This is a genomic window from Flavobacterium sp. P1_E4 (genome assembly GCF_056405915.1).
This window is the reverse complement of record NZ_JBFUBE010000024.1, coordinates 22,015-42,416: the sequence shown is the minus strand read 5'-3', so window position 1 is coordinate 42,416 and position 20,402 is coordinate 22,015. Positions and strand designations below refer to the sequence as shown.

Sequence of the window (20,402 nt, the reverse complement as noted above, 5' to 3'; positions counted from 1 at the left end):
GTGTAGGTAACCATATCGCCTGCCATTCCYGTTCCACCMACAGCKCCAGTTTTCACCACGGCTATGCTTGGACTCGGAGTCAGTGTGGTTACTGTCGGAGTGTCATTGGTAATTGTCGTTCCGGATGTATCGCTCACTGTTCCGCCTGCTGGGGTGGTTCCCGTTACGGTCGCGCTGTTGGTCACTTGTCCCACATTAACATCCGATTGCTGGATCACATAAGTTGCGGTCGCAGTACCGATTGCGTTTGGTGCCAAGGTGCTTGGGGTAACCGCCAGATTCACGCTGTTGGTCAGTGCATCATTGACAACAATATTGCTCAAGGTCGTATTTCCGGTGTTGGTAACCGTGAAAGTGTAGGTAACCATATCGCCTGCCATTCCCGTTCCGCCAACAGCTCCGGTTTTCACCACGGCTATGCTCGGACTTGGAGTCAAAGGGGTTACTGTCGGAGTATCATTGGTAATTGTCGTTCCGGATGTATCACTCACCGTTCCGCCCGCTGGGGTGGTTCCCGTTACGGTCGCGCTGTTGGTCACTTGTCCGGCATTAACATCCGATTGCTGGATCACATAAGTTGCGGTCGCAGTACCGATTGCGTTTGGTGCCAAGGTGCTTGGGGTAACCGCCAGATTCACGCTGTTGGTCAATAAATCGTTGATGACAATATTACTCAAGGTCGTATTCCCGGTATTGGTCACCGTGAAAGTGTAGGTAACCATATCGCCTACCGTTCCCGTTCCGCCCACGGCTCCAGTTTTCACCACGGCTATGCTTGGACTCGGAGTCAGTGTGGTTACTGTCGGTGTGTCGTTGGTAATTGTCGTTCCGGATGTATCGCTCACCGTTCCACCCGCTGGGGTGGTTCCCGTTACCGTGGCGCTGTTGGTTACTGTTCCGGTATTAACATCCGATTGTTGGATTGTATAAGTTACACTCGCTGTCCCGATTCCATTCGGTGCCAAGGTGCTTGGGATAACCGCCAGATTAACACTTGCTGTCAATACATCATTGATGACAATATTGCTCAAGGTCGTATTTCCCGTGTTGGTCACCGTGAAAGTATAGGTAACCATATCGCCTGCCATTCCTGTTCCGCCAACAGCTCCAGTTTTCACAATCGCTATGCTTGGACTTGGAGTCAAAGGGGTTACTGTCGGAGTGTCATTGGTAATTGTCGTTCCAGATGTATCGCTCACTGTTCCGCCCGCTGGGGTGGTTCCCGTTACGGTCGCGCTGTTGGTCACTTGTCCGGCATTAACATCCGATTGCTGGATCACATAAGTTGCGGTCGCAGTACCGATTGCGTTTGGTGCCAAGGTGCTTGGGGTAACCGCCAGATTCACGCTGTTGGTCAGTGCATCATTGACAACAATATTGCTCAAGGTCGTATTCCCGGTATTGGTCACCGTGAAAGTATAGGTAACCATATCGCCTGCCATTCCCGTTCCTCCCACGGCTCCGGTTTTCACCACGGCTATGCTTGGGCTCGGAGTCAAAGGGGTTACTGTAGGGGTGTCATTGGTAATTGTCGTTCCAGATGTATCGCTCACCGTTCCGCCCGCTGGGGTAGTTCCTGTTACCGTGGCGCTGTTGGTTACTTGTCCCACATTAACATCCGATTGTTGGATCGTATAAGTTGCGGTCGCGGTACCGATTGCGTTTGGTGCCAAGGTGCTTGGCGTTACCGCCAGATTAACACTTGCTGTCAATAAATCATTGATGACAATATTGCTCAAGGTCGTATTTCCCGTGTTGGTCACCGTGAAAGTATAGGTAACCATATCGCCTGCCATTCCTGTTCCGCCAACAGCTCCAGTTTTCACAATCGCTATGCTTGGACTTGGAGTCAAAGGGGTTACTGTAGGGGTGTCATTGGTAATTGTCGTTCCAGATGTATCGCTCACCGTTCCGCCCGCTGGGGTGGTTCCTGTTACCGTGGCGCTGTTGGTTACTTGTCCCACATTAACATCCGATTGTTGGATCGTATAAGTTGCAGTCGCCGTACCGATTGCGTTTGGTGCCAAGGTGCTTGGCGTTACCGCCAGATTAACGCTTGCTGTCAATACATCATTGATGACAATATTACTCAAGGTCGTATTCCCGGTATTGGTCACCGTGAAAGTATAGGTAACCATATCGCCTGCCATTCCTGTTCCGCCCACGGCGCCGGTTTTTACAATAGCTATGCTTGGACTTGGAGTTAAAGGGGTTACTGTCGGAGTGTCGTTGGTAATTGTCGTTCCGGATGTATCGCTCACCGTTCCGCCCGCTGGGGTGGTTCCCGTTACGGTCGCGCTGTTGTTTACTGTTCCTAAATCAATATCTGATTGTTTAACCGTATAAGTTGCGGTCACTGTCCCTATTCCGTTTGGTGCCAAGGTGCTTGGAGTAACCGCCAGATTCGTACTTCCAGTCAATAAATCGTTGATAACTATATTGCTCAAGGTGGTATTTCCAGTGTTGGTAACCGTAAAACCATAAGTGATTACATCACCTACAGCAACTGTTCCTCCTACAACACCTACTTTTACCAAAGCAATACTTGAATTTGGATTCAGCGTAGTTTCGGTTGGTATATTATTGGTAATCGTGGTTCCCGAAGTGTCCGTTACAGTTCCACCCGTTGGAGTAGTTCCCGTTACAGTAGCACTATTGGTTACTTTTCCTAAATCAATATCTGATTGTTGAATCGTATAAGTTGCGGTCGCCGTTCCGATTCCGTTTGGTGCCAAGGTACTTGGGGTTACCGCCAGATTCACACTTGCTGTCAATAAATCATTGATAACTATATTGCTCAAAGTAGTATTTCCGGTGTTGGTCACGGTAAAACTATAAGTGATTACATTGCCTACAGCAACTACTCCTCCTACCGCACCTACTTTTACCAAAGCAATACTTGAACTTGGATTCAGCGTAGTTACGGTTGGGGTATTATCGGTAATCGTAGTTCCAGAAGTGTCCGTTACAGTTCCACCCGCTGGAGTAGTTCCCGATACAGTGGCACTGTTGGTTACTTTTCCTAAATCAATATCTGATTGTTGAATCGTATAACTTGCCGTTGCAGTTCCGATTGCGTTTGGTACCAAGGTACTTGGCGTTACCGCCAGATTCACGCTGTTAGTCAGAGCATCATTGATGACAATGTTGCTTAAGGTGGTATTTCCGGTGTTGGTCACCGTGAAGGTATAGGTAATCATATAACCTACTTCTCCAGTTCCTCCTATTACTCCTGTTTTTACCACAGCAATACTCGGATTTGGAGTCAAAGGGGTTACTGTCGAGGTATCATTGGTAATCGTGGTCCCCGAAGTATCGCTCACTGTTCCGCCCGTTGGTGTAGTTCCCGTTACAGTAGCACTGTTGGTTACTTGCCCGGCATTCATATCAATTAACTGGATTGTATAAGTTGCAGTAGCAGTTCCAACTCCGTTTGGTGCCAATGTACTTGGTGTTACAGCTAAATTTGTACTTCCTGTCAATAAATCGTTGATAACGATATTGCTTAAAGTGGTATTTCCGGTATTGGTCACCGTGAAAGTATAGGTAACCATATCGCCTACCGTTCCTGTCCCACCAACCGCTCCGGTTTTCACCACGGCTATACTTGGATTTGGAGTCAATGGGGTTACTGTAGGGGTATTGTTAGTTATCGTGGTTCCCGAAGTATCGCTCACCGTTCCTCCCGTCGGGGTAGTTCCCGTTACCGTGGCACTGTTGGTTACTTGCCCTGCATTAACATCAGTTAACTGAATTGTATAAGTTGCTGTAACAGTTCCTACGGTGTTTGGTGTCAATGAACTTGGAGTTACTGCCAAGTTTGTACTTCCAGTCAATGCATCGTTAATGAAAATATTAGTCAATGTGGTATTCCCAGTGTTAGTCACAGTAAAAGTATAGGTAATCATATCTCCTATTGTTCCGGTTCCTCCCACCGCTCCGGTTTTTACCAAAGCAATACTTGGAGAAGACACAAAAACAGTTACAGTGGCAGTACTACAATTTGTAGGGTTTAATTTTTCACAAATAGTATAATCTATTGTATAAATTCCTCCTGGTGTATTTGATGCCACTATTACACTCCCGTCTGTATTTACTGTGAGTGGCCCATTTAGAAGAGAAGTCAAAACAACATCCGATGGATTTACAGGATTTCCATTTAAAGTATCATTAGCATAAACATTAATTCCTGTATTACCTCCAGTTGTTCCGTAAATTGTTCCTGTGTTGATATCATCAACCGCGTCAATTACTGCTGCAGTTACATTTACTGTAACTGTTGCTGAATCACAAGTCAATGAGTTTAATTTATAGCAAATTTGATATGTAATAGTGTAATTGCCCGCAGGAGTTCCCGCAGGAATACTTACTACCCCAGTCACAGGATTTATAAAAGGTACAGATGCTCCAACTATCATTGGTACAGCTGGCGTAATTACGGCAAAGTTAATGTCACTGATTGCAACTGGATTTCCATTTAAAGTGTCATTTGTCAATACATTACCTATATTACTATTGCCAACTGATCCAATAGTTGGTGAAAAACTATCATTTACTGCATCAATAACAGCACAAAATAATGTACCACCACTCGTACTCGCCGTGTTAACAAAAGCTCCATATACATTAATATCATTGATTACACTTGCAAGTGATCCGACACTAATTCTGATTTCGTCAAAAGTTTTAGACGCTTGGAAACCTACATTATAAATTCCAGAGCCAGAACCAAAAGGTGTCAATAATGATAAATTAAGTAACTGTGAAGCACTTTTTGAATCCCTTAAAACTCCATCCAAATAAGTCGAAATGGTCAAAGAACTGAATAAATCTAACTGAATTAAACTATTCAAATCTTTTATTGTAAATCCAGCAAAAGTACCAACAGGGTAAGTTGATAATTGATCTAGAACAGCGATAGAAGCAGGTGCTATTACTCCCGCTGTGACCAAAACTGTAGCAAAATCAGTAGTACTTGCAGTCAATACATTATTAGTATTATTCACTGCACAAGCCACACAGGCCACACCATCGACACCTGTTTTACCGCTATCAATAATGACAGGAAAAGTTGGATTTGTTAATGCATAAGTCTTGTTACATTCTAAAGTTACTGGACACAATTTTTGAAAAACAGCATTATACACATTTACAACACCCAAATTTACAGCTACAGTATTGGCAATCGTAATGCGAGCTTCGTCGAACGCTTTAGTTGTAATAAAGCCGATAGTATATAAACTGCTACCCACCAAAAGATTGGAACCAACAGTAGCCAATGCAGAATTCCCAAATTTAATTTCCTGAGGTGATCCATTAAGGTAAGTAGTTATCGTAATAGCATCTAAGGCATTTACATTCAACAATGAAGGATTCTCTAAAGTGAAACCAACAAAAGAACCTATAGGGTAATCTGTTATCTGATCCTTTACCGAAATACTTCCAGAAGCTACAGCACCTACTGTTAAATTAATCTGAGCATAATTAGACGTATTTTGATCTATCAAATTATCAGCATTATTTACAGAACAGGCCACACACGCTACACCATCAATACCCGTATTTACACCATTAATATAAACTGGATATGTTGGGGAAACCATTCCAGTTTGTGTGTTACAAACCAAATTTGGTCCTGTGCAGAAATTTTCGAAAACTGCACCATACACTTTTGTTGAACCCAGATTCAATCCTATTGTTTGTCTTATTGAAATCTGAACTTCATCAAATGATTTAGTAGAAACAAAACCAACTTTATGTCGGCCAGAGGTATTCAATAAAGAACCATTTACAACCAAATTATTTCCAGAGAATTGGTCTTGAGGCGCCCCATTTAAATAAGTTGTTATATATATGTTTGCTAATGCTGAAACACTTAATAAATTGGAATTTTCTATTTCGAAACCGGCATAAGTACCAACTGGGTAATCTGTAAGTTGGTCTTTTACCGAAATACTTCCTGAACTTACAACACCAACATTCAAAGCTATTGTAGCATAATCTGCTGTACTGGAACTAATCACATTTTTAGCATCATAAATATTCCCTACTGTTACACCAGAAATACCTGTGTGAGAAGGCTCTAAACTGACAGGATAAGTCGGAAGATTCATTGGAGATACAGTATTGCAGCTCAAAGCTGGACCTGCACAATAATTTCTGATTACTGGATAATAAACATCAACGGTATTCAATAAACCAACTAAGCTTCCAATGGAAATTTCAATAGCATCAAAACTTTTTGTCGTATTAAAGCCTACAACATAATTATTACCTGAACCGTTAAGTAATCCCACGCCCAAAAGAGACGAACCCGTAGCTGTTTCTCTCAAACCACCATTCAGATAAGTTCTTATTGTAATTGAACCTAGTAAATTTACATTCAACAATCCCCTAGTATCAATTCTGTAGCCTGCATAAGTACCTGATATATAATCAGTATCAGAATCCGTAACTCTATAATTTACGGAGCCAGCAACACCAATAGTAACAGCTGCAGTAGCAAAATTGTTTAAATCAGCATCTATCAATCTAGATGCATTTGAAGCTGAGCACAGTAAACACACTCCACCGAGACTACCTGTTGCCGTCAAATTGCCAAAGGTATTGTCAATAAAAGGAAGTGGAGTTTCCGTATTGCATTGAGCCGAGATAGTCGTTGTAGAATACGCATAAAATATCAAAAAAAACAATATTCTTCTGAACATTCCTTTTATCAATGTATCTAATGCAATGGATTTATCTAATTGATTAATCGAAAGATTTGGGTAATTTTTTCTCATAGAATAAAGGATTAAACTTTTTTAAACAAGACCAGATTAATAACTACTTTAATATTTAATATCAAATTGATATAGAATATTAAAGACATTTAATAAAACATTTATCACATGTTTAATTTTATGTACATCGCTGGATAGTAACTCAAAGAACTTATTACTTCAGTAAATTTATCGCATTATAAAAGAGCACATGAAAAATTCCCACAAACAAAAACCGATTGTTATATAGAATTAATACTACACAAGAATTTGATTAGTACTAGTTTTTGTAAGATTAATAACTAAACACAGCTACAGTTAATTCTTATTATTAAAAAATCAAAAACATTAACTAAATTTCTTAAATTACAATACCAAATAATTATGAAAGATTATGACCGAAATTAAGAACACGCCAAAATCAAAAAACAATAATATAATTCTCCTATATATTATACTCTTTTTTTCATGTACCTCATTAATCGTCATAAACTACATCACAATTAGAATTTTATCGGCATCAAGAGCATATATAAATGGGGAATCACATTACTCCAAAGGACAGAACAAGGCATCACGCCATTTGATCACCTATTTATACACAGAAAACAATAAAAGTTGGAAATCATTTAACGAAGAATTAAAAGTTCCAATAGGAGATCAATTTGCAAGAGTCGCTTTAACTAAAAACCTTAATGACAGTATTGTAAAAATAGGATTTAGGGCTGGGAGAAATAAAGAAGGAGATTTAGATGATTTAATTTGGGTTTTTAAGAATTTTAAATCGGTACCATTTCTAAAAAAAGCAATTTTAGAATGGACGAATGCAGATGAATCAGTAAATCAACTTCATGAAATGGGGATTGAAGTTCATAATAAAATTAAAACCCAAAAATTAGATCTGCAAACAAAACATAAACTTTCATCAGAAATCAGTTTGATATGTGAAAGACTAGGTGCTGCTGCAGATAGATTCTCAAATATAGTTGGGGATGGTACTCGAGAAATTAAAGACAATCTAATAGTAATAAATATCTTTTTTATTTTAATTATAATCAGCAGTGTAAGCATTTATTATTCAATCACTTTAAAAAAAATAATAGCTTCGGAAAAAGATATTAAGAGTAAAAAAGAACAATTACACGAGATTATAAAGGCCTTAGAAAAAACTAAAATCGAATTATCTACAGAAATAATTCAACACAAAAAATTAATAGGAACCATAAGCCATGATATAAAAAGTCCCCTAAAATATTTGGCAATGACCAATAAATATATCTATGAAGAATCTAAAAATTATGATGATGAAAAATTTAAAAAAATAACAAAATCTGTTTATTCATCTACGCTTCAATTATTCAATTTCATCGATAGTCTTCTAACCTATTCCAAAATATTTTTTGAGGGAAACTCTTCCGAAAACACAGTTTACTTTCTAAAGGAACTGGTGCAGACAAAATGTAATTTATTCCACGAAATTGCCGAGGCTTCCAATAACATTTTAATAAATGATATCGATAAAAAAATTACAACAAAAATAAACAAAGACATTTTATCTGTTATCCTGCACAACATTCTTGACAATGCCATAAAAAACACTGAAGATGGAGTAATTAAAGTATATAGTCATATTAAAAACAAAAAACTATATATAGTTGTAGAAGATACAGGTAAAGGGTTTAAAGAAGAAGATTTAATATATTATAACCAATTAAGCAATCAGCAATCTACAGAGAAATTAATGCTAAGAAACAGCGGAATCGGGATACATATGATTGTCGAATTAATTCATATACTCCACGGTGATTTAAAATTTTATAGCGAAGGAGGTAAAGGTTCAAGAATTGAAATAATAACGGATTTAAACTAGTTAAACATTAAATTTTTTAAACAATTCAGATAATTCTATAATATTGGTTATATGTGTTTTTTTAAAAATATTTAATTTATGGGTACTTACTGTAGTCATTTTTATATCCAATTCATTGGCAATCTCAAGATTCCCATATCCTTTTACAAGAAGCTCAACAATTTCAAATTCACGATGGGTAAGATCTTCCAAAGGATTATTACTTTCTCTCTTGTGTTGAGAAAATGCAATGAATTTATCCAGAATATCATTTGAAATATATTTTCCCTCTTTCAAAACTGTTTTTACGGCTTTAACAATGGTATCGCTATCACTCAACTTGTTCAGATATCCGTTAGCTCCAGCCTGGATGTAACGAAAAGCATAGATATCTTCCTCATGAGCAGAAAAAATTAATATTTTCACATCTTTTTGCAACTCTCGTAAATCATCAACCATATAGCATTTTTTTCCGCCAGGTAAATTGATATCCAATATTACTAAATCAAAACTAGCTTTACCACATTCTGCAAGTGCTTCCTGAAAATCATTGGCCCCAAAAATTTGAACTTCATCAATTTCATTTTCCAACAAAAGCGACATTCCTGATCTTACAATAAAATGATCATCTACAATAAGTATTTTTTTAATCATATCTAAAAATTAAAAACTATTAAAATTTATCACAAATCAAACCATCAAAATGGTTTGATTTAAAAAAAACACAATGCAATTCAAAAAAAATCTACTTCTAAAGATCAAATTCTTATAAATTTAACCAAAAAAGTGTAAAACTCACATTTACAAATATAACTAAAAATCAATAACACAACTATAAATGTACTAATTTTACTTATAATATTAAAATAAATAACAACCATGGAAAAGCTATATTCTCTTGTCATCCATCCTCCTGAGTCAATCCTTGCTTTGGTGAAGTCCATGAAAGAACAATTGGCGGTAGAAGTGGGTTGGTTCAACAGCAAAAATTCCGTGGGACACATTACCATCTGCGAATTCAAGGCAACCGAAAAAGGAATTGAAAACATCAAAAATCAAATCAGTAAAGTATGTAATACGTTGTCTCCCATTGAAGTGCACTTAAATGAATTTGGTTCTTTCCCAAACGGTGCTTTTTTCATAGCACCCGACAACGATTCCAAGAAAAAATTGAAACATATCATGAAACGATTTCATAAATCACTGCTCATTCCCAATATGCTAAAGAGCGATAACCCTCATCTCTCCATCGCCCGGAAACTGAAACCCGAAAATCTTGCCAAAGCCAATCATTTATTTACCACAATAGACCTGGATTTTGTTTGTGACAGTGTAGTTTTAAGACAATTTGACGAAAACATAAAACAGTTTTTTGTAACCGATACTTTCGAATTTAAAGGTAATTCACAACCCGAATCGGTACAGGGAACACTTTTTTAATAATACGGTACTAGATAAAATCAAATCCATTTTTTTAGATTGAACTCATTATACCTTTTGATAAAATGAAAAAAAACTCGAAGCACAAAAAGTATTAAATTGCAGTCATAATAAAAATGAAATTACCTCCAAATATGTCATCAATAAAAACTTCAATAAAACATACTTTCATCTTATTCTTCTTGCTTTTTGTGTCTACAGTGAAAGCGCAAAAGACAGCTATTAATTTTATCGAAAATGATTATAAATTGGCGCTTGAACAATCCAAAACATCCAAGAAGCCAATTTTTGTAATGGTTTATGCCACTTGGTGTCCACATTGCAATAAAATGAAAGCTACAGTCTTAAAAGACCCCACTGTAATCGATTTTTTTAACACCAATTACATCAATGTAATGATGGATGGCGAATCGCCAACGGGAAAAGATTTTATGAAAAAATTTAGAATTACTTCCTTCCCAACCTTTTTATACCTGAACGAAAATGAAACCCATCTGTATAGTACAGGAGGCGAATTCACAGCGGAAGAATTTATTTCGGAATCCAAAAAAGCTTTAAATCCAAATACGCAATTACCTTATTTAGAAAGACAATTCAATGACGACATTCGGAGTCCAGAAGCTTGTCTGCTTTATTTAAACGCCCTAAGAAAGAGCATCGACAGAGACAAAACAGATGATATTGTGGCCAAATATCTATCCACTCAACCCAAAGACCAAATCTTTACGGCCATCAATTGGAAGATTATTGCTTTTGGCGTTAATAAATTGAATACAAAAGAATTTGATTTCGTTTTGGATCATCAAAGTGATTTTGCCAAAGTGGCATCACCCAAAAGAGTCGAAACCAAAATTGTAAGCGTAGTCAATCAATCCTTAAAACACAACATGGAAAGTCTGGATTCGATTGGGTATTCCAAGAACAGAATCCTTGCTAAAAGCAGAAATTTAACCAAAGTAGATTCCTTAGTGTTCAAGCTCGATTTACAAATGTATGAAGCCTGTAAATGCTGGGATAAATACAAACAGACCACATTGGAATCCGTTCAAAAATGGGCTTGGAGCGATTACAAAACCATCAACGAAATCTCAAAAATTTACATTCAGCATATCACCGAAAAAGAAGCTTTACAATCAGCCATTACTTGGGCAAAACGGTCTGTAGAATTGACCGATTCCGCCGAAAGTAATTTCTCATTGGCACGATTATACAACAAAACAAAAGATAAAAAGACAGCCATAACATACGCCCGAAAGACCAAAACCATCATTGCGGCAATGGGTTGGGATACCAAAGAAATAGATCAGTTTTACTTGGATTTGGGGATAAAATAAATTTTGTGTTTACTCCCACAACTTAATACGGAATTCATTAAAATTTTATTTTTTTGGAGCTACTTCCTGCTATCCGTTTCAATCTTTTTGTTGCAGAAAAAGCAACAAAAAAGGATTTCCACTACACACGAGCGGAGCGAACTGGCGAAGCAATCAGGGCTAGGGCATTCATTTTTCCATAAAATACAACCATCTTCAGCATCAATAAAGAACGGATATATCTTCAGATTATCGCTCATTGTTAATCATCAGAATACAATTACAAAGAAAATACCGTAACAATTTCAAATATTAAGCGTCATACCTCGAACTAAACTACCAAATATGAAACTTTCCCTCAAAAATTTTGAAAATTCGCCTCAACTTTATGCAAGATTAGCAGGAATACTATATCTAATAATTATAATAGCAGGCGTATTTGGAGAACTTTTGGTTAGAAATAAATTATTAGTTTATGGGGATGCTACAGCCACTGCAAACAATATTATTAATTCTGAATTTCTGTGGAGAATTGGTATTACTGGCGATTTGATTATGCATATTTGTGATTTACCTGTAATGATAATCCTTTATTATCTGCTTAAACCCGTAAACAGAAAACTTGCCTTACTTAATTTATCTTTTAATTTAATACAAACTGCCGTTTTAGTAATCAATAAATTAAATCTTTTGGCAGCATTATTTTTCTTAGGTGATGCCGAATATTTAAAATCATTTAGTCCAGATCAACTACATGCTTTATCCTATCTTTCTATAAAACTACATGATTTTGGTTTTGGAATCGGGTTAATCTTTTTTGGATTTGTATGTCTTTTTGAAGGCTACTTAATTTTTAAATCGGGTTATTTTCCTAAAGCATTTGGAGTTCTAATGTCAATTGCGGGTTTGTGCTATCTAACTAATAGCTTTGCACTACTTATTGCTCCACAATTTTCAAGTATTGCATTATTAATGCCGTGTTTTATTGCAGAACTATCACTTAGTTTATGGTTAATTTTCAAAGGAGTTAATCTGCCAATCTGGAAGACTGCAGTTAGTAAAAATTTATAAAAGGATTATTTTTTTAATCTATCGATCAATTCTCTCCGATAAGTAATCCCGACAGGTAATCTTTCATTTTTTATGATGACAAAATCTTTTTCGGTGGTATCAATTTTGTCCAATGCAATAATATAGGATTTATGGATGCGCATAAAGCTTTTTTCAGGAAGACATTTCTCAAATTCACTCGTGGTTATAGATGCTAGATAGGTCTTTTTTGTGGTGTGTAATTTTACGTAATTACCAAAACTTTGTGCAAACAAAAGCTGATCCAATTCGATGTCGATAAAATAACCGTCCACTTTTACACTCACTGAATTGATTGTATCTTCTTCAACTTTAATTACGTTTTCAGTTGAAAAAAAACGATCGATTGCTTTCAAAAATCGGGGAAAATAAATGGGTTTTAGCAAATAATCAATTACACCATAATCATAACTTTCGAGAGCAAATTCAGAATAAGCGGTAGTTAAAATGGTTTTGGGATGAGTAGGAAGGATTTTCAGAAGTTCCATTCCGGAAATTTCGGGCATATTGATATCCAAAAACATCAAATCGACTTTGTTTTCACGAAGATAGTCCATCGCTTCAATGCCATTATAGCCTTCAAAAACCAACTCTAATTGTGGATTTTGTCTGATATAATTCGCCAAAACATAATGTGCTGCCGGCTCATCATCAACAATAATGCACTTTTTGAGTTCTTTCATTATAACGTCTTTTTGAGTTGTAATTTCAAATCTACAATATAGGTATTTTTGTCGTCTTGAATATCTAATTTATAGTCTTTTCCGTAAATTAAATTCAAACGCTCAATAGTGTTTTTTAGGCCAATTTTAGTAGAAACCACATCTGTTTTCTTCGGAATGGAATTCACGACATGTAAATGAAGCAAACCGTTTTCAACAGTGATTATGATTCGGACAAAACATTTTTCTATGGCGCATGTTCCGTGTTTGAAAGCATTTTCGATAAAAGCAATCAGTAACATCGGTGACACTTTATAGGCATTTTCATTGTCAATTTTACAATCATAGGTAATGTCGCAACGATAAGCTACACGCTCTTTTTCAAGCTGCACATAACTGTTTATAAAATCAAGCTCGTCTTCAAGAGATACACATTGTTTGCTGTTGCTTTCGAGTTGATAGCGCATTAATTGCGACACTTTCATAATCAAATCGGATGTTCTTTCAGGAAATTCCAAACTGATTCCGTAAAGTGTATTGAACGTATTGAATAAAAAATGAGGATTCAGCTGTCCTTTTAGCGCATTCAACTGCATTTGATTGAAAAGTAAAGTTTCGTCTGTTTGCTTTTTATGAATCCTATAAAATTTAAAAACAATTATTGGGCTCAAAATACAAACCAATGTTCCCAAAACACTTGCCAATTGATAGACATAACTCCTTTGATGCGAGTTTTGATACAAATGGCCTTTACTGAAAATATCCAAAGTCGATATTTCGAATAATGCCACCGAAAACACTATTACTCCCAGCAGCGTTGCAACCAAATAAGTTAACGGTCTTTGAGCTTTAAATAGTATGGGCAACAGCAAAAAACGGTTGAATTGGGCATGCATATATAAAATACAATAGAAAAAAACGCCCATTAAAATGGAAGCCAAAGAACTGAATAGCATCCAATCATTTTTCAAGGTGTAAATTGTAAATGAAAAACCAACAACGGCAATTTCTTGCCACCATTTGTTATCCATCATATTGTCAAACTTTTTATCCATTTTAATATCTAAATAGTTTGCAAATTAACCACAAATATTTCGTTTTTATTTCCAATAAATGACCAATTGAATTGGTCATTTATAATCGCATTACATCATTTAAGAAAGCATATTTCCCCGCAAGTGAAATAATTTTGTGCCACTAATTATATTTTGAATTTTATGTGTTTTAAAAAAATCACCATATTGTTTCTCTTGATTTTTGGTGCCGTGAGTTATTCACAGACCTTGTCTTTGAAAGAAGCCATAAAAACAGGTCTTGAAAACTATGGTTCCATCAAAGCAAAAAACAATTACGCCAACGCTTCGCAGGAAACACTGAAGCAATCCAAACGCGATTATTTACCGAATCTAAATTTATCAGCGCAACAAGATTATGGAACTGTCAACGGGCAAAATGGTCCTCTTTATGGTTTTGGTGGTTTAGGAGTTGCTTCTTCAGGGCTTCCTCTTGCTGAACAAAACTGGAATTCGGCTTTTGGTGCTTTGTATTTGGTCAATATGAACTGGGATTTTTTCACTTTTGGAAAAATTCAAGAGAAAATCAATTTGGCCAAAGTTGATGTTTTGGCCAAAGAAAAAGATTTAAACCAAGAAAAATTCCAACAGCAAATCAAAATTTCATCTGCTTATCTGAATTTATTGGCAAGCCAAAGATTATTGATTTCACAGCAAAAGAATTTAGACCGCACAGAAGTTTTTAGAAAAAATGCTGTCGCAAGAGTTAAAAACGGATTATTGGCAGGAGTCGATTCTACATTAGCAACTGCTGAAGTTTCGAAAGCTAAAATGGCTTTGAATCTGGCTCGTAATTTCGTCAAAGAACAAAACAGCAAACTGGTCGATTTGATGGGCGTTGCACCGCAGGATTTTGTAACTGACACATTATTTGTCAATCAAATTCCAAAACAATTGGCTTTTGATGAAAAAGCAACAGACAGTCTGCATCCGCTTTTACAATTTTATAAAACAAAAGTTGATTACAGCAATCAGCAGGTCAAATTATACAAACGCTTTTATTATCCAACTATGAGTGCTTTTGGGGTAATGCAAACCCGAGCATCTGGTTTTGATTCAGGCTATGCACTCGATCAAACTGCTTTTACCCGAAATTATTGGGATGGTGTAAATCCGGATCGTTCTAATTATTTAGTCGGAATCGGAATCACTTGGAATCTTACAACTCCGTTCCGAATGAGTAAGCAAGTCAGCGCTCAAAAGTATGTTACACAAGGCTTGCAGGAAGAATACAATCAGGCTGAAAGAGAATTAAAATCGCAGTTGGCATTGGCCGATGATAAAATAAAAATCACGCTCGAAAACTACGCCGAAGCTCCGATTCAGGTAAATGCTGCACAAAGAGCATATTTGCAAAAATCGACTTTATACAAGAATGGTTTAACCGATTTGACCGATTTAACACAAACGCTTTTTCTTTTGAATCGTGCCGAAATTGACCGTGATATCGTCAACAACAATGTATGGCAATCATATTTACTGAAAGTGGCAGCCACAGGCAATTTTGACTTATTTATAAATGAATTTTAATTATAGATCCTAATGAATTTAATACGTTTTGCACTCCGCAAACCCATCTCTATCTTAGTATTGGTGGCAGGTTTATTTTTCTTCGGAATTGGTGCCATCAAGGATATCAAGGTAGATATTCTTCCGAAAATGAATTTGCCGGTAATTTATATTGCGCATCCTTTTGGAGGTTATACTCCAGATCAGATGGAGGCTTATTTTGCCAAAAACTACGTGAATATTCTACCTTTTGCCAATGGCGTAAAATCGGTAGAAACCAAGAATATTCAAGGGTTAATGATTATGAAATTAACCTATTATGAAAATACAAATATGGCTCAGGCTGCAGCCGAATTGAGTTCATTATCCAATAGAATTCAGGCGGCTTTTCCTCCGGGAACGCAACCGCCGTTTATCATTCGTTTTGATGCTTCTTCACTGCCGATCGGACAATTAGTATTGAGCAGTAAAATACGTTCGAATAATGAATTACAGGATTTAGCCAACGTCTATGTCCGTGCTTCCTTTACATCCATTCCGGGTTTATTATCGCCGGCACCTTTTGGCGGAAGCCCCAGAACTGTAGAGGTTAACGTAGATCCTGATTTACTGCGTTCGCACAATATGACACCCGATCAAATTGTGGAAGCCATTCGCGTGAACAACCAAACGGCTCCTTCGGGAAATGTTAGGATTGGAAATATAAACTACCTCACACCTACCAACAACACTATTAAAGAAATCAAAGATTTTGAACAGATTCCGTTGTTTAAAGGCGGTGTTCATAACTTAAAATTAGGAGATGTTGCTACTGTAAAAGATGGTGCCGATATTACCAACGGATATGCTTTGGTAAACGGAAAACGTTCGGTTTATATCAGTATTGCCAAAGCGGGAGACGCTTCGACTTGGGATGTGGTTCAGAAATTAAAAGCCGAATTGCCTAAAATACAAAGCACGCTTCCCGAAGATGTAAAATTATCTTATGAATTTGACCAGTCGGTTTATGTAATCAACTCAGTTAAAAGTTTAATTACCGAAGGAATTATTGGGGCTGTTTTGACTGGTTTAATGGTTTTACTTTTCCTTGGCGACAGACGTGCGGCCTTGATTGTAATTTTGACTATTCCAATTTCGATTATTTCGGGCGTTTTGTTTTTGAAATTATTCGGACAAACGATCAACTTAATGTCATTGAGCGGATTGGCTCTAGCAATCGGAATTTTGGTGGATGAAAGTACAGTAACTATTGAAAATATTCATCAGCATCTCGACATGGGAAAACCCAAGGCACTCGCCATTTGGGATGCCTGTCAGGAAATTGCATTGCCTAAATTATTGATTCTGCTTTGTATTCTTGCCGTATTTGCGCCAGCATTTACAATGGTAGGAATTCCGGGAGCTTTGTTTTTGCCTTTGGCATTGGCTATTGGATTTTCTATGGTGATATCCTTTTTGCTTTCGCAGACCTTTGTTCCCGTAATGGCAAACTGGCTGATGAAAGACCATCCAAAACACGAACACGCGCCGAATATCACAGACGATGAAGCCGAATTTAACGCCTGCGGATTAACACCGGAATCTGAGAAACAATTAATCACTCAGAAAAAAGATTATGTTGAAAGAACAGACACCGATGGCAACGGAAAAATTGGTGCTTTTGAGCGTTTCAGAATCCGATTTATGAGAACATTAGATCGTTTGTTTCCGTTCAAAAAAACTGCTGCTTTAACCTATTTAATCGCGATAACCGCTCTTGCGGTTGTGTTTATTTCATTTATTGGAAAAGACGTTTTTCCTAAAGTGAATTCAAGCCAGTTCCAACTGAGAATGCGCGCTCCCGATGGAACTCGTATTGAGCGTACCGAAGAAAAAGCAATATTGGTTCTGAAAGAATTGAAGAAAATGGTCGGTAATGAACACATCGGAATTTCTTCGATATATGTAGGTTCGCATCCGTCATTGTTCTCTATCAACCCTATATATTTGTTCATGGCGGGTTCTCATGAAGCTGTTTTTCAAGTGAGTTTGACAGATTATGAAGCGGATATGGACGAATTTAAAGATGATCTTCGAGCTCGAATCAAAAAGATTCTGCCTGATGTGAAAATTTCGTTTGAACCAATTGAACTGACCGATAAAGTTTTGAGCCAAGGCTCTCCTACTCCAATTGAAATTCGAATTGCGGGAAAAGACAAAAAGCGAAATGAAACTTATGCCAATCAAATTGTAGCCAAGCTTCAAAAATTCTCTTATTTCAGAGATGTTCAGATTGGACAACCCATTCATTATCCAGCGATGAATATTGACATTGACCGAACTCGTGCCGCTGAATTAGGAGTTGATATGAATGACATTTCGCGTTCGCTGATCGCTTCTACCTCATCATCGAGGTATACGGAGAAAAACACTTGGATTGATGAAAAATCAGGTTTGTCCGTAAACGTTCAAGTTCAGGTGCCACTGAATCAAATGAAAAGCAAAACCGATATTGGGGAAATTCCGGTATTGAAAAACTCTCTTCGTCCCGTTTTGAGTGACGTTGCCAAAATTACGCCGGGCTTTGTAAGCGGTGAAAATGACAATTTAGGGGCCATGCCATACATTACTGTTACAGCAAACATCCACCAAACCGACCTGGGAACGGCGACAAAGGATGTAGCTGCAACGATAAGCTCATTGGGCGAATTACCGCGGGGGTTATTTGTCAGTCCAATTGGGATGAGTAAAGTATTGGAAGAAACATTAAGTAGTTTGCAAGTTGGATTATTGGTTGCCATCTTCGTAATCTTCTTAATGTTGGCCGCTAATTTTCAATCATTCAAGGTTTCGTTAGTGATTTTAACTACAGTTCCAGCCGTAGTTTTAGGTTCATTGCTAATGCTGACAATTACAGGTTCAACGCTGAATTTACAATCCTATATGGGAATCATTATGTCGGTTGGAGTTTCGATAGCGAATGCCGTTTTATTGGTTACCAATGCTGAGCAGTTAAGGAAAATAAATGGCAACGCATTAGAATCGGCGCGTGAAGCTGCGGCGCTGCGTCTTCGTCCGATTATCATGACTTCGGTAGCGATGATTGCGGGAATGCTGCCAATGGCAATTGGTCACGGCGAAGGCGGTGATCAGGTTTCGCCATTAGGAAGAGCCGTTATCGGCGGGTTATTATTTTCGACCTTTGCGGTGCTGCTCATATTGCCTTTGATTTTTGCCTGGGCGCAAGAACATACCACGACACAATCCGTTTCTTTAGATCCTGAAGACGAAGAAAGCATCCATTATATCTCATCATTAAATTCAAAAAATGACAACTAAAATACTACAACCGACCGCGCTGTTTTTTGCAGCTTTATTTTTCCTGAACAGCTGTAATTCTAAAAAAGAAGAAACTGTTGTCACAGAAATCGAACCTAAAACTGAGACTTTTCTTTTAGCAAAAGAAAAACTAACAACCGAATTGCGTTTGCCGGCCGAATTGTCTGGTTTTCAGCAAGTGGATTTATACGCGAAAGTGAGCAGTTTTGTAAAAATCTTAAAGGTTGATATTGGAACAGAAGTTAAAAAAGGACAGCTTTTGATTGTTTTGGAAGCTCCCGAAATCAGTTCGCAATTGGCAGCCGCCGAATCGAGATTAAAATCGATGGAAGCCATTTATACAACTAGCAAAAGCACCTACAACCGTTTGTATGAAACCAGCAAAGTAGAAGGAACGATTTCCAAAAATGATTTGGAAATGGCAAGCGGCAAGAAAAACTCTGATTATGCACAATACCAAGCGGCAATTGCAGCGCATAAAGAAGTTTCGATTATGAGAGGCTATCTAGAAATTCGTGCGCCATTTGACGGAGTTGTGGCTGCAAGAAATGTGAATTTAGGAACTCTTGTTGGTCCTGGTTCTAGTTTGCCTTTATTGACGATTCAGCAACAGGACAAACTGCGTTTGGCGGTTTCTATTCCGGAGTTGTACACCGGTTATCTGCACCAAGGCGACGAAATGAGTTTCAATGTAAAATCATTGCCTGACACTTTCAAAGCTACGATTCAGAGAATGTCTGGTGCTTTGGATTTGAAATTGCGTTCGGAGCGTGTAGAAATGGACGTGCACAACACCAAAGGGAATTTATTGCCTGGAATGGTTGCCGAAGTTATATTACCGCTTAACGCAAAAGACAGCACATTTGTAATTCCAAAATCGGCATTGGTGAATTCAGCTGAAGGAACTTTTGTGATTAAAGTCTTAAACCATAAAGCCACTCGAATCGATGTCAAAAAAGGAAGAGAAGTCGATGATAAAATTGAAATATTCGGCGATTTGAATGCAAATGACAAACTGGTAAAAATTGCCAGCGAAGAAATTAAGGAAGGCGATGATATAAAAGAATAGTTTTTAATTAGGTTAGTTTGGTTGAAAAGTGCTGTAAGACTTAGGTTTTGCAGCATTTTTTTTAGGAGCTGATTCCTGCTATTCGCTTGTATCTTTTTCTGGCTAAAGAAGCCAGAAAAAGGATACCGCTTCTATCAGGGCTAGGGATTTTAGGTTTCATAAAAGTTTTATGGTTTTCCGTAAAATTGGTTTAAAAAGAGAAGTTACTTTTGAGACTTTATGAGATAAGTTTTTAGTCGGTTTTTAAATGTTAATCAATATATTTGAGGAAATTATGTATTTTACTTAACTACCTTTTTATACTTAAGAGTTATTTTAA

At 37.3% G+C, this 20,402-nt stretch carries 11 protein-coding genes; 7 read left to right on the top strand and 4 right to left on the bottom strand.

All coding sequences use genetic code 11. From position 1 onward, the window contains the following. Window positions 1-6,782, bottom strand: a 6,782-nt coding sequence (locus tag AC1DY0_RS16805) for a beta strand repeat-containing protein (protein ID WP_477189741.1), incomplete at its 3' end; no start/stop codon positions are given. 373 nt (window positions 6,783-7,155) lie between these two features. Between AC1DY0_RS16805 and AC1DY0_RS16800 the strand changes: the two genes are divergently transcribed. Next, window positions 7,156-8,631, top strand: coding sequence for a sensor histidine kinase (locus AC1DY0_RS16800; protein WP_477189740.1), 1,476 nt, complete (start codon window positions 7,156-7,158; stop codon window positions 8,629-8,631). Here the strand turns inward: AC1DY0_RS16800 and AC1DY0_RS16795 are convergent, their stop codons facing one another. After that, on the bottom strand, window positions 8,632-9,264 hold the full coding sequence (locus AC1DY0_RS16795; RefSeq protein WP_477189739.1) for a response regulator: 633 nt from the start codon (window positions 9,262-9,264) through the stop codon (window positions 8,632-8,634). 225 nt (window positions 9,265-9,489) lie between these two features. On the opposite strand from AC1DY0_RS16795, the gene AC1DY0_RS16790 reads away from it, so the two are divergent. The 3 genes from AC1DY0_RS16790 to AC1DY0_RS16780 all read left to right on the top strand — a co-directional run bounded on the left by AC1DY0_RS16790 (window position 9,490) and on the right by AC1DY0_RS16780 (window position 12,434). Further along, window positions 9,490-10,050 (top strand): 2'-5' RNA ligase family protein, encoded by a 561-nt coding sequence (locus AC1DY0_RS16790; protein ID WP_477189738.1) that lies wholly within the window; start codon window positions 9,490-9,492, stop codon window positions 10,048-10,050. A 134-nt stretch (window positions 10,051-10,184) separates the two neighbouring features. Beyond that, the gene (locus AC1DY0_RS16785; protein ID WP_477189737.1) at window positions 10,185-11,384 is read left to right on the top strand and encodes a thioredoxin family protein; all 1,200 of its coding nucleotides are present in this window, start codon (window positions 10,185-10,187) and stop codon (window positions 11,382-11,384) included. Between the two features lie 324 nt (window positions 11,385-11,708). Beyond that, entirely contained in the window at window positions 11,709-12,434 is a 726-nt protein-coding gene (locus AC1DY0_RS16780) for a DUF4386 domain-containing protein (RefSeq protein ID WP_477189736.1), read from the top strand. A gap of 5 nt (window positions 12,435-12,439) precedes the next feature. Here AC1DY0_RS16780 and AC1DY0_RS16775 read toward each other — a convergent pair whose 3' ends face one another. After that, window positions 12,440-13,135, bottom strand: a complete 696-nt coding sequence (locus tag AC1DY0_RS16775) for a LytR/AlgR family response regulator transcription factor (RefSeq protein ID WP_477189735.1) — start codon at window positions 13,133-13,135, stop codon at window positions 12,440-12,442. After that, a complete protein-coding gene (locus AC1DY0_RS16770; RefSeq protein ID WP_477189734.1) occupies window positions 13,135-14,169 on the bottom strand; it encodes a sensor histidine kinase in 1,035 nt (344 codons plus the stop codon). The genes AC1DY0_RS16775 and AC1DY0_RS16770 overlap by 1 nt, the downstream gene beginning before the upstream one ends. A 162-nt stretch (window positions 14,170-14,331) precedes the next feature. Here AC1DY0_RS16770 and AC1DY0_RS16765 point away from each other — a divergent pair, with 162 nt between their 5' ends. The 3 genes from AC1DY0_RS16765 to AC1DY0_RS16755 are packed head-to-tail and all read left to right on the top strand — an operon-like array spanning window position 14,332 to window position 20,083. Continuing rightward, window positions 14,332-15,717: a TolC family protein gene (locus tag AC1DY0_RS16765; RefSeq protein ID WP_477189733.1), complete on the top strand. Its 1,386-nt coding sequence runs from the start codon at window positions 14,332-14,334 to the stop codon at window positions 15,715-15,717. A 12-nt stretch (window positions 15,718-15,729) separates the two neighbouring features. Further along, a complete protein-coding gene (locus AC1DY0_RS16760; RefSeq protein ID WP_477189732.1) occupies window positions 15,730-19,014 on the top strand; it encodes an efflux RND transporter permease subunit in 3,285 nt (1,094 codons plus the stop codon). Continuing rightward, window positions 19,004-20,083, top strand: coding sequence for an efflux RND transporter periplasmic adaptor subunit (locus AC1DY0_RS16755; RefSeq protein ID WP_477189731.1), 1,080 nt, complete (start codon window positions 19,004-19,006; stop codon window positions 20,081-20,083). Before AC1DY0_RS16760 ends, AC1DY0_RS16755 begins: the two co-directional genes overlap by 11 nt. Window positions 20,084-20,402 lie beyond the last annotated feature (319 nt).

What these genes read in the sequence shown, in the direction of transcription:
- AC1DY0_RS16800 (WP_477189740.1), top strand. Translation starts at nt 7,156, where the DNA reads ATGACCGAAATTAAGAACACGCCAAAATCAAAAAACAATAATATAATT.
- AC1DY0_RS16795 (WP_477189739.1), bottom strand. Translation starts at nt 9,264, where the DNA reads ATGATTAAAAAAATACTTATTGTAGATGATCATTTTATTGTAAGATCA.
- AC1DY0_RS16790 (WP_477189738.1), top strand. Translation starts at nt 9,490, where the DNA reads ATGGAAAAGCTATATTCTCTTGTCATCCATCCTCCTGAGTCAATCCTT.
- AC1DY0_RS16785 (WP_477189737.1), top strand. Translation starts at nt 10,185, where the DNA reads ATGTCATCAATAAAAACTTCAATAAAACATACTTTCATCTTATTCTTC.
- AC1DY0_RS16780 (WP_477189736.1), top strand. Translation starts at nt 11,709, where the DNA reads ATGAAACTTTCCCTCAAAAATTTTGAAAATTCGCCTCAACTTTATGCA.
- AC1DY0_RS16775 (WP_477189735.1), bottom strand. Translation starts at nt 13,135, where the DNA reads ATGAAAGAACTCAAAAAGTGCATTATTGTTGATGATGAGCCGGCAGCA.
- AC1DY0_RS16770 (WP_477189734.1), bottom strand. Translation starts at nt 14,169, where the DNA reads ATGGATAAAAAGTTTGACAATATGATGGATAACAAATGGTGGCAAGAA.
- AC1DY0_RS16765 (WP_477189733.1), top strand. Translation starts at nt 14,332, where the DNA reads ATGTGTTTTAAAAAAATCACCATATTGTTTCTCTTGATTTTTGGTGCC.
- AC1DY0_RS16760 (WP_477189732.1), top strand. Translation starts at nt 15,730, where the DNA reads ATGAATTTAATACGTTTTGCACTCCGCAAACCCATCTCTATCTTAGTA.
- AC1DY0_RS16755 (WP_477189731.1), top strand. Translation starts at nt 19,004, where the DNA reads ATGACAACTAAAATACTACAACCGACCGCGCTGTTTTTTGCAGCTTTA.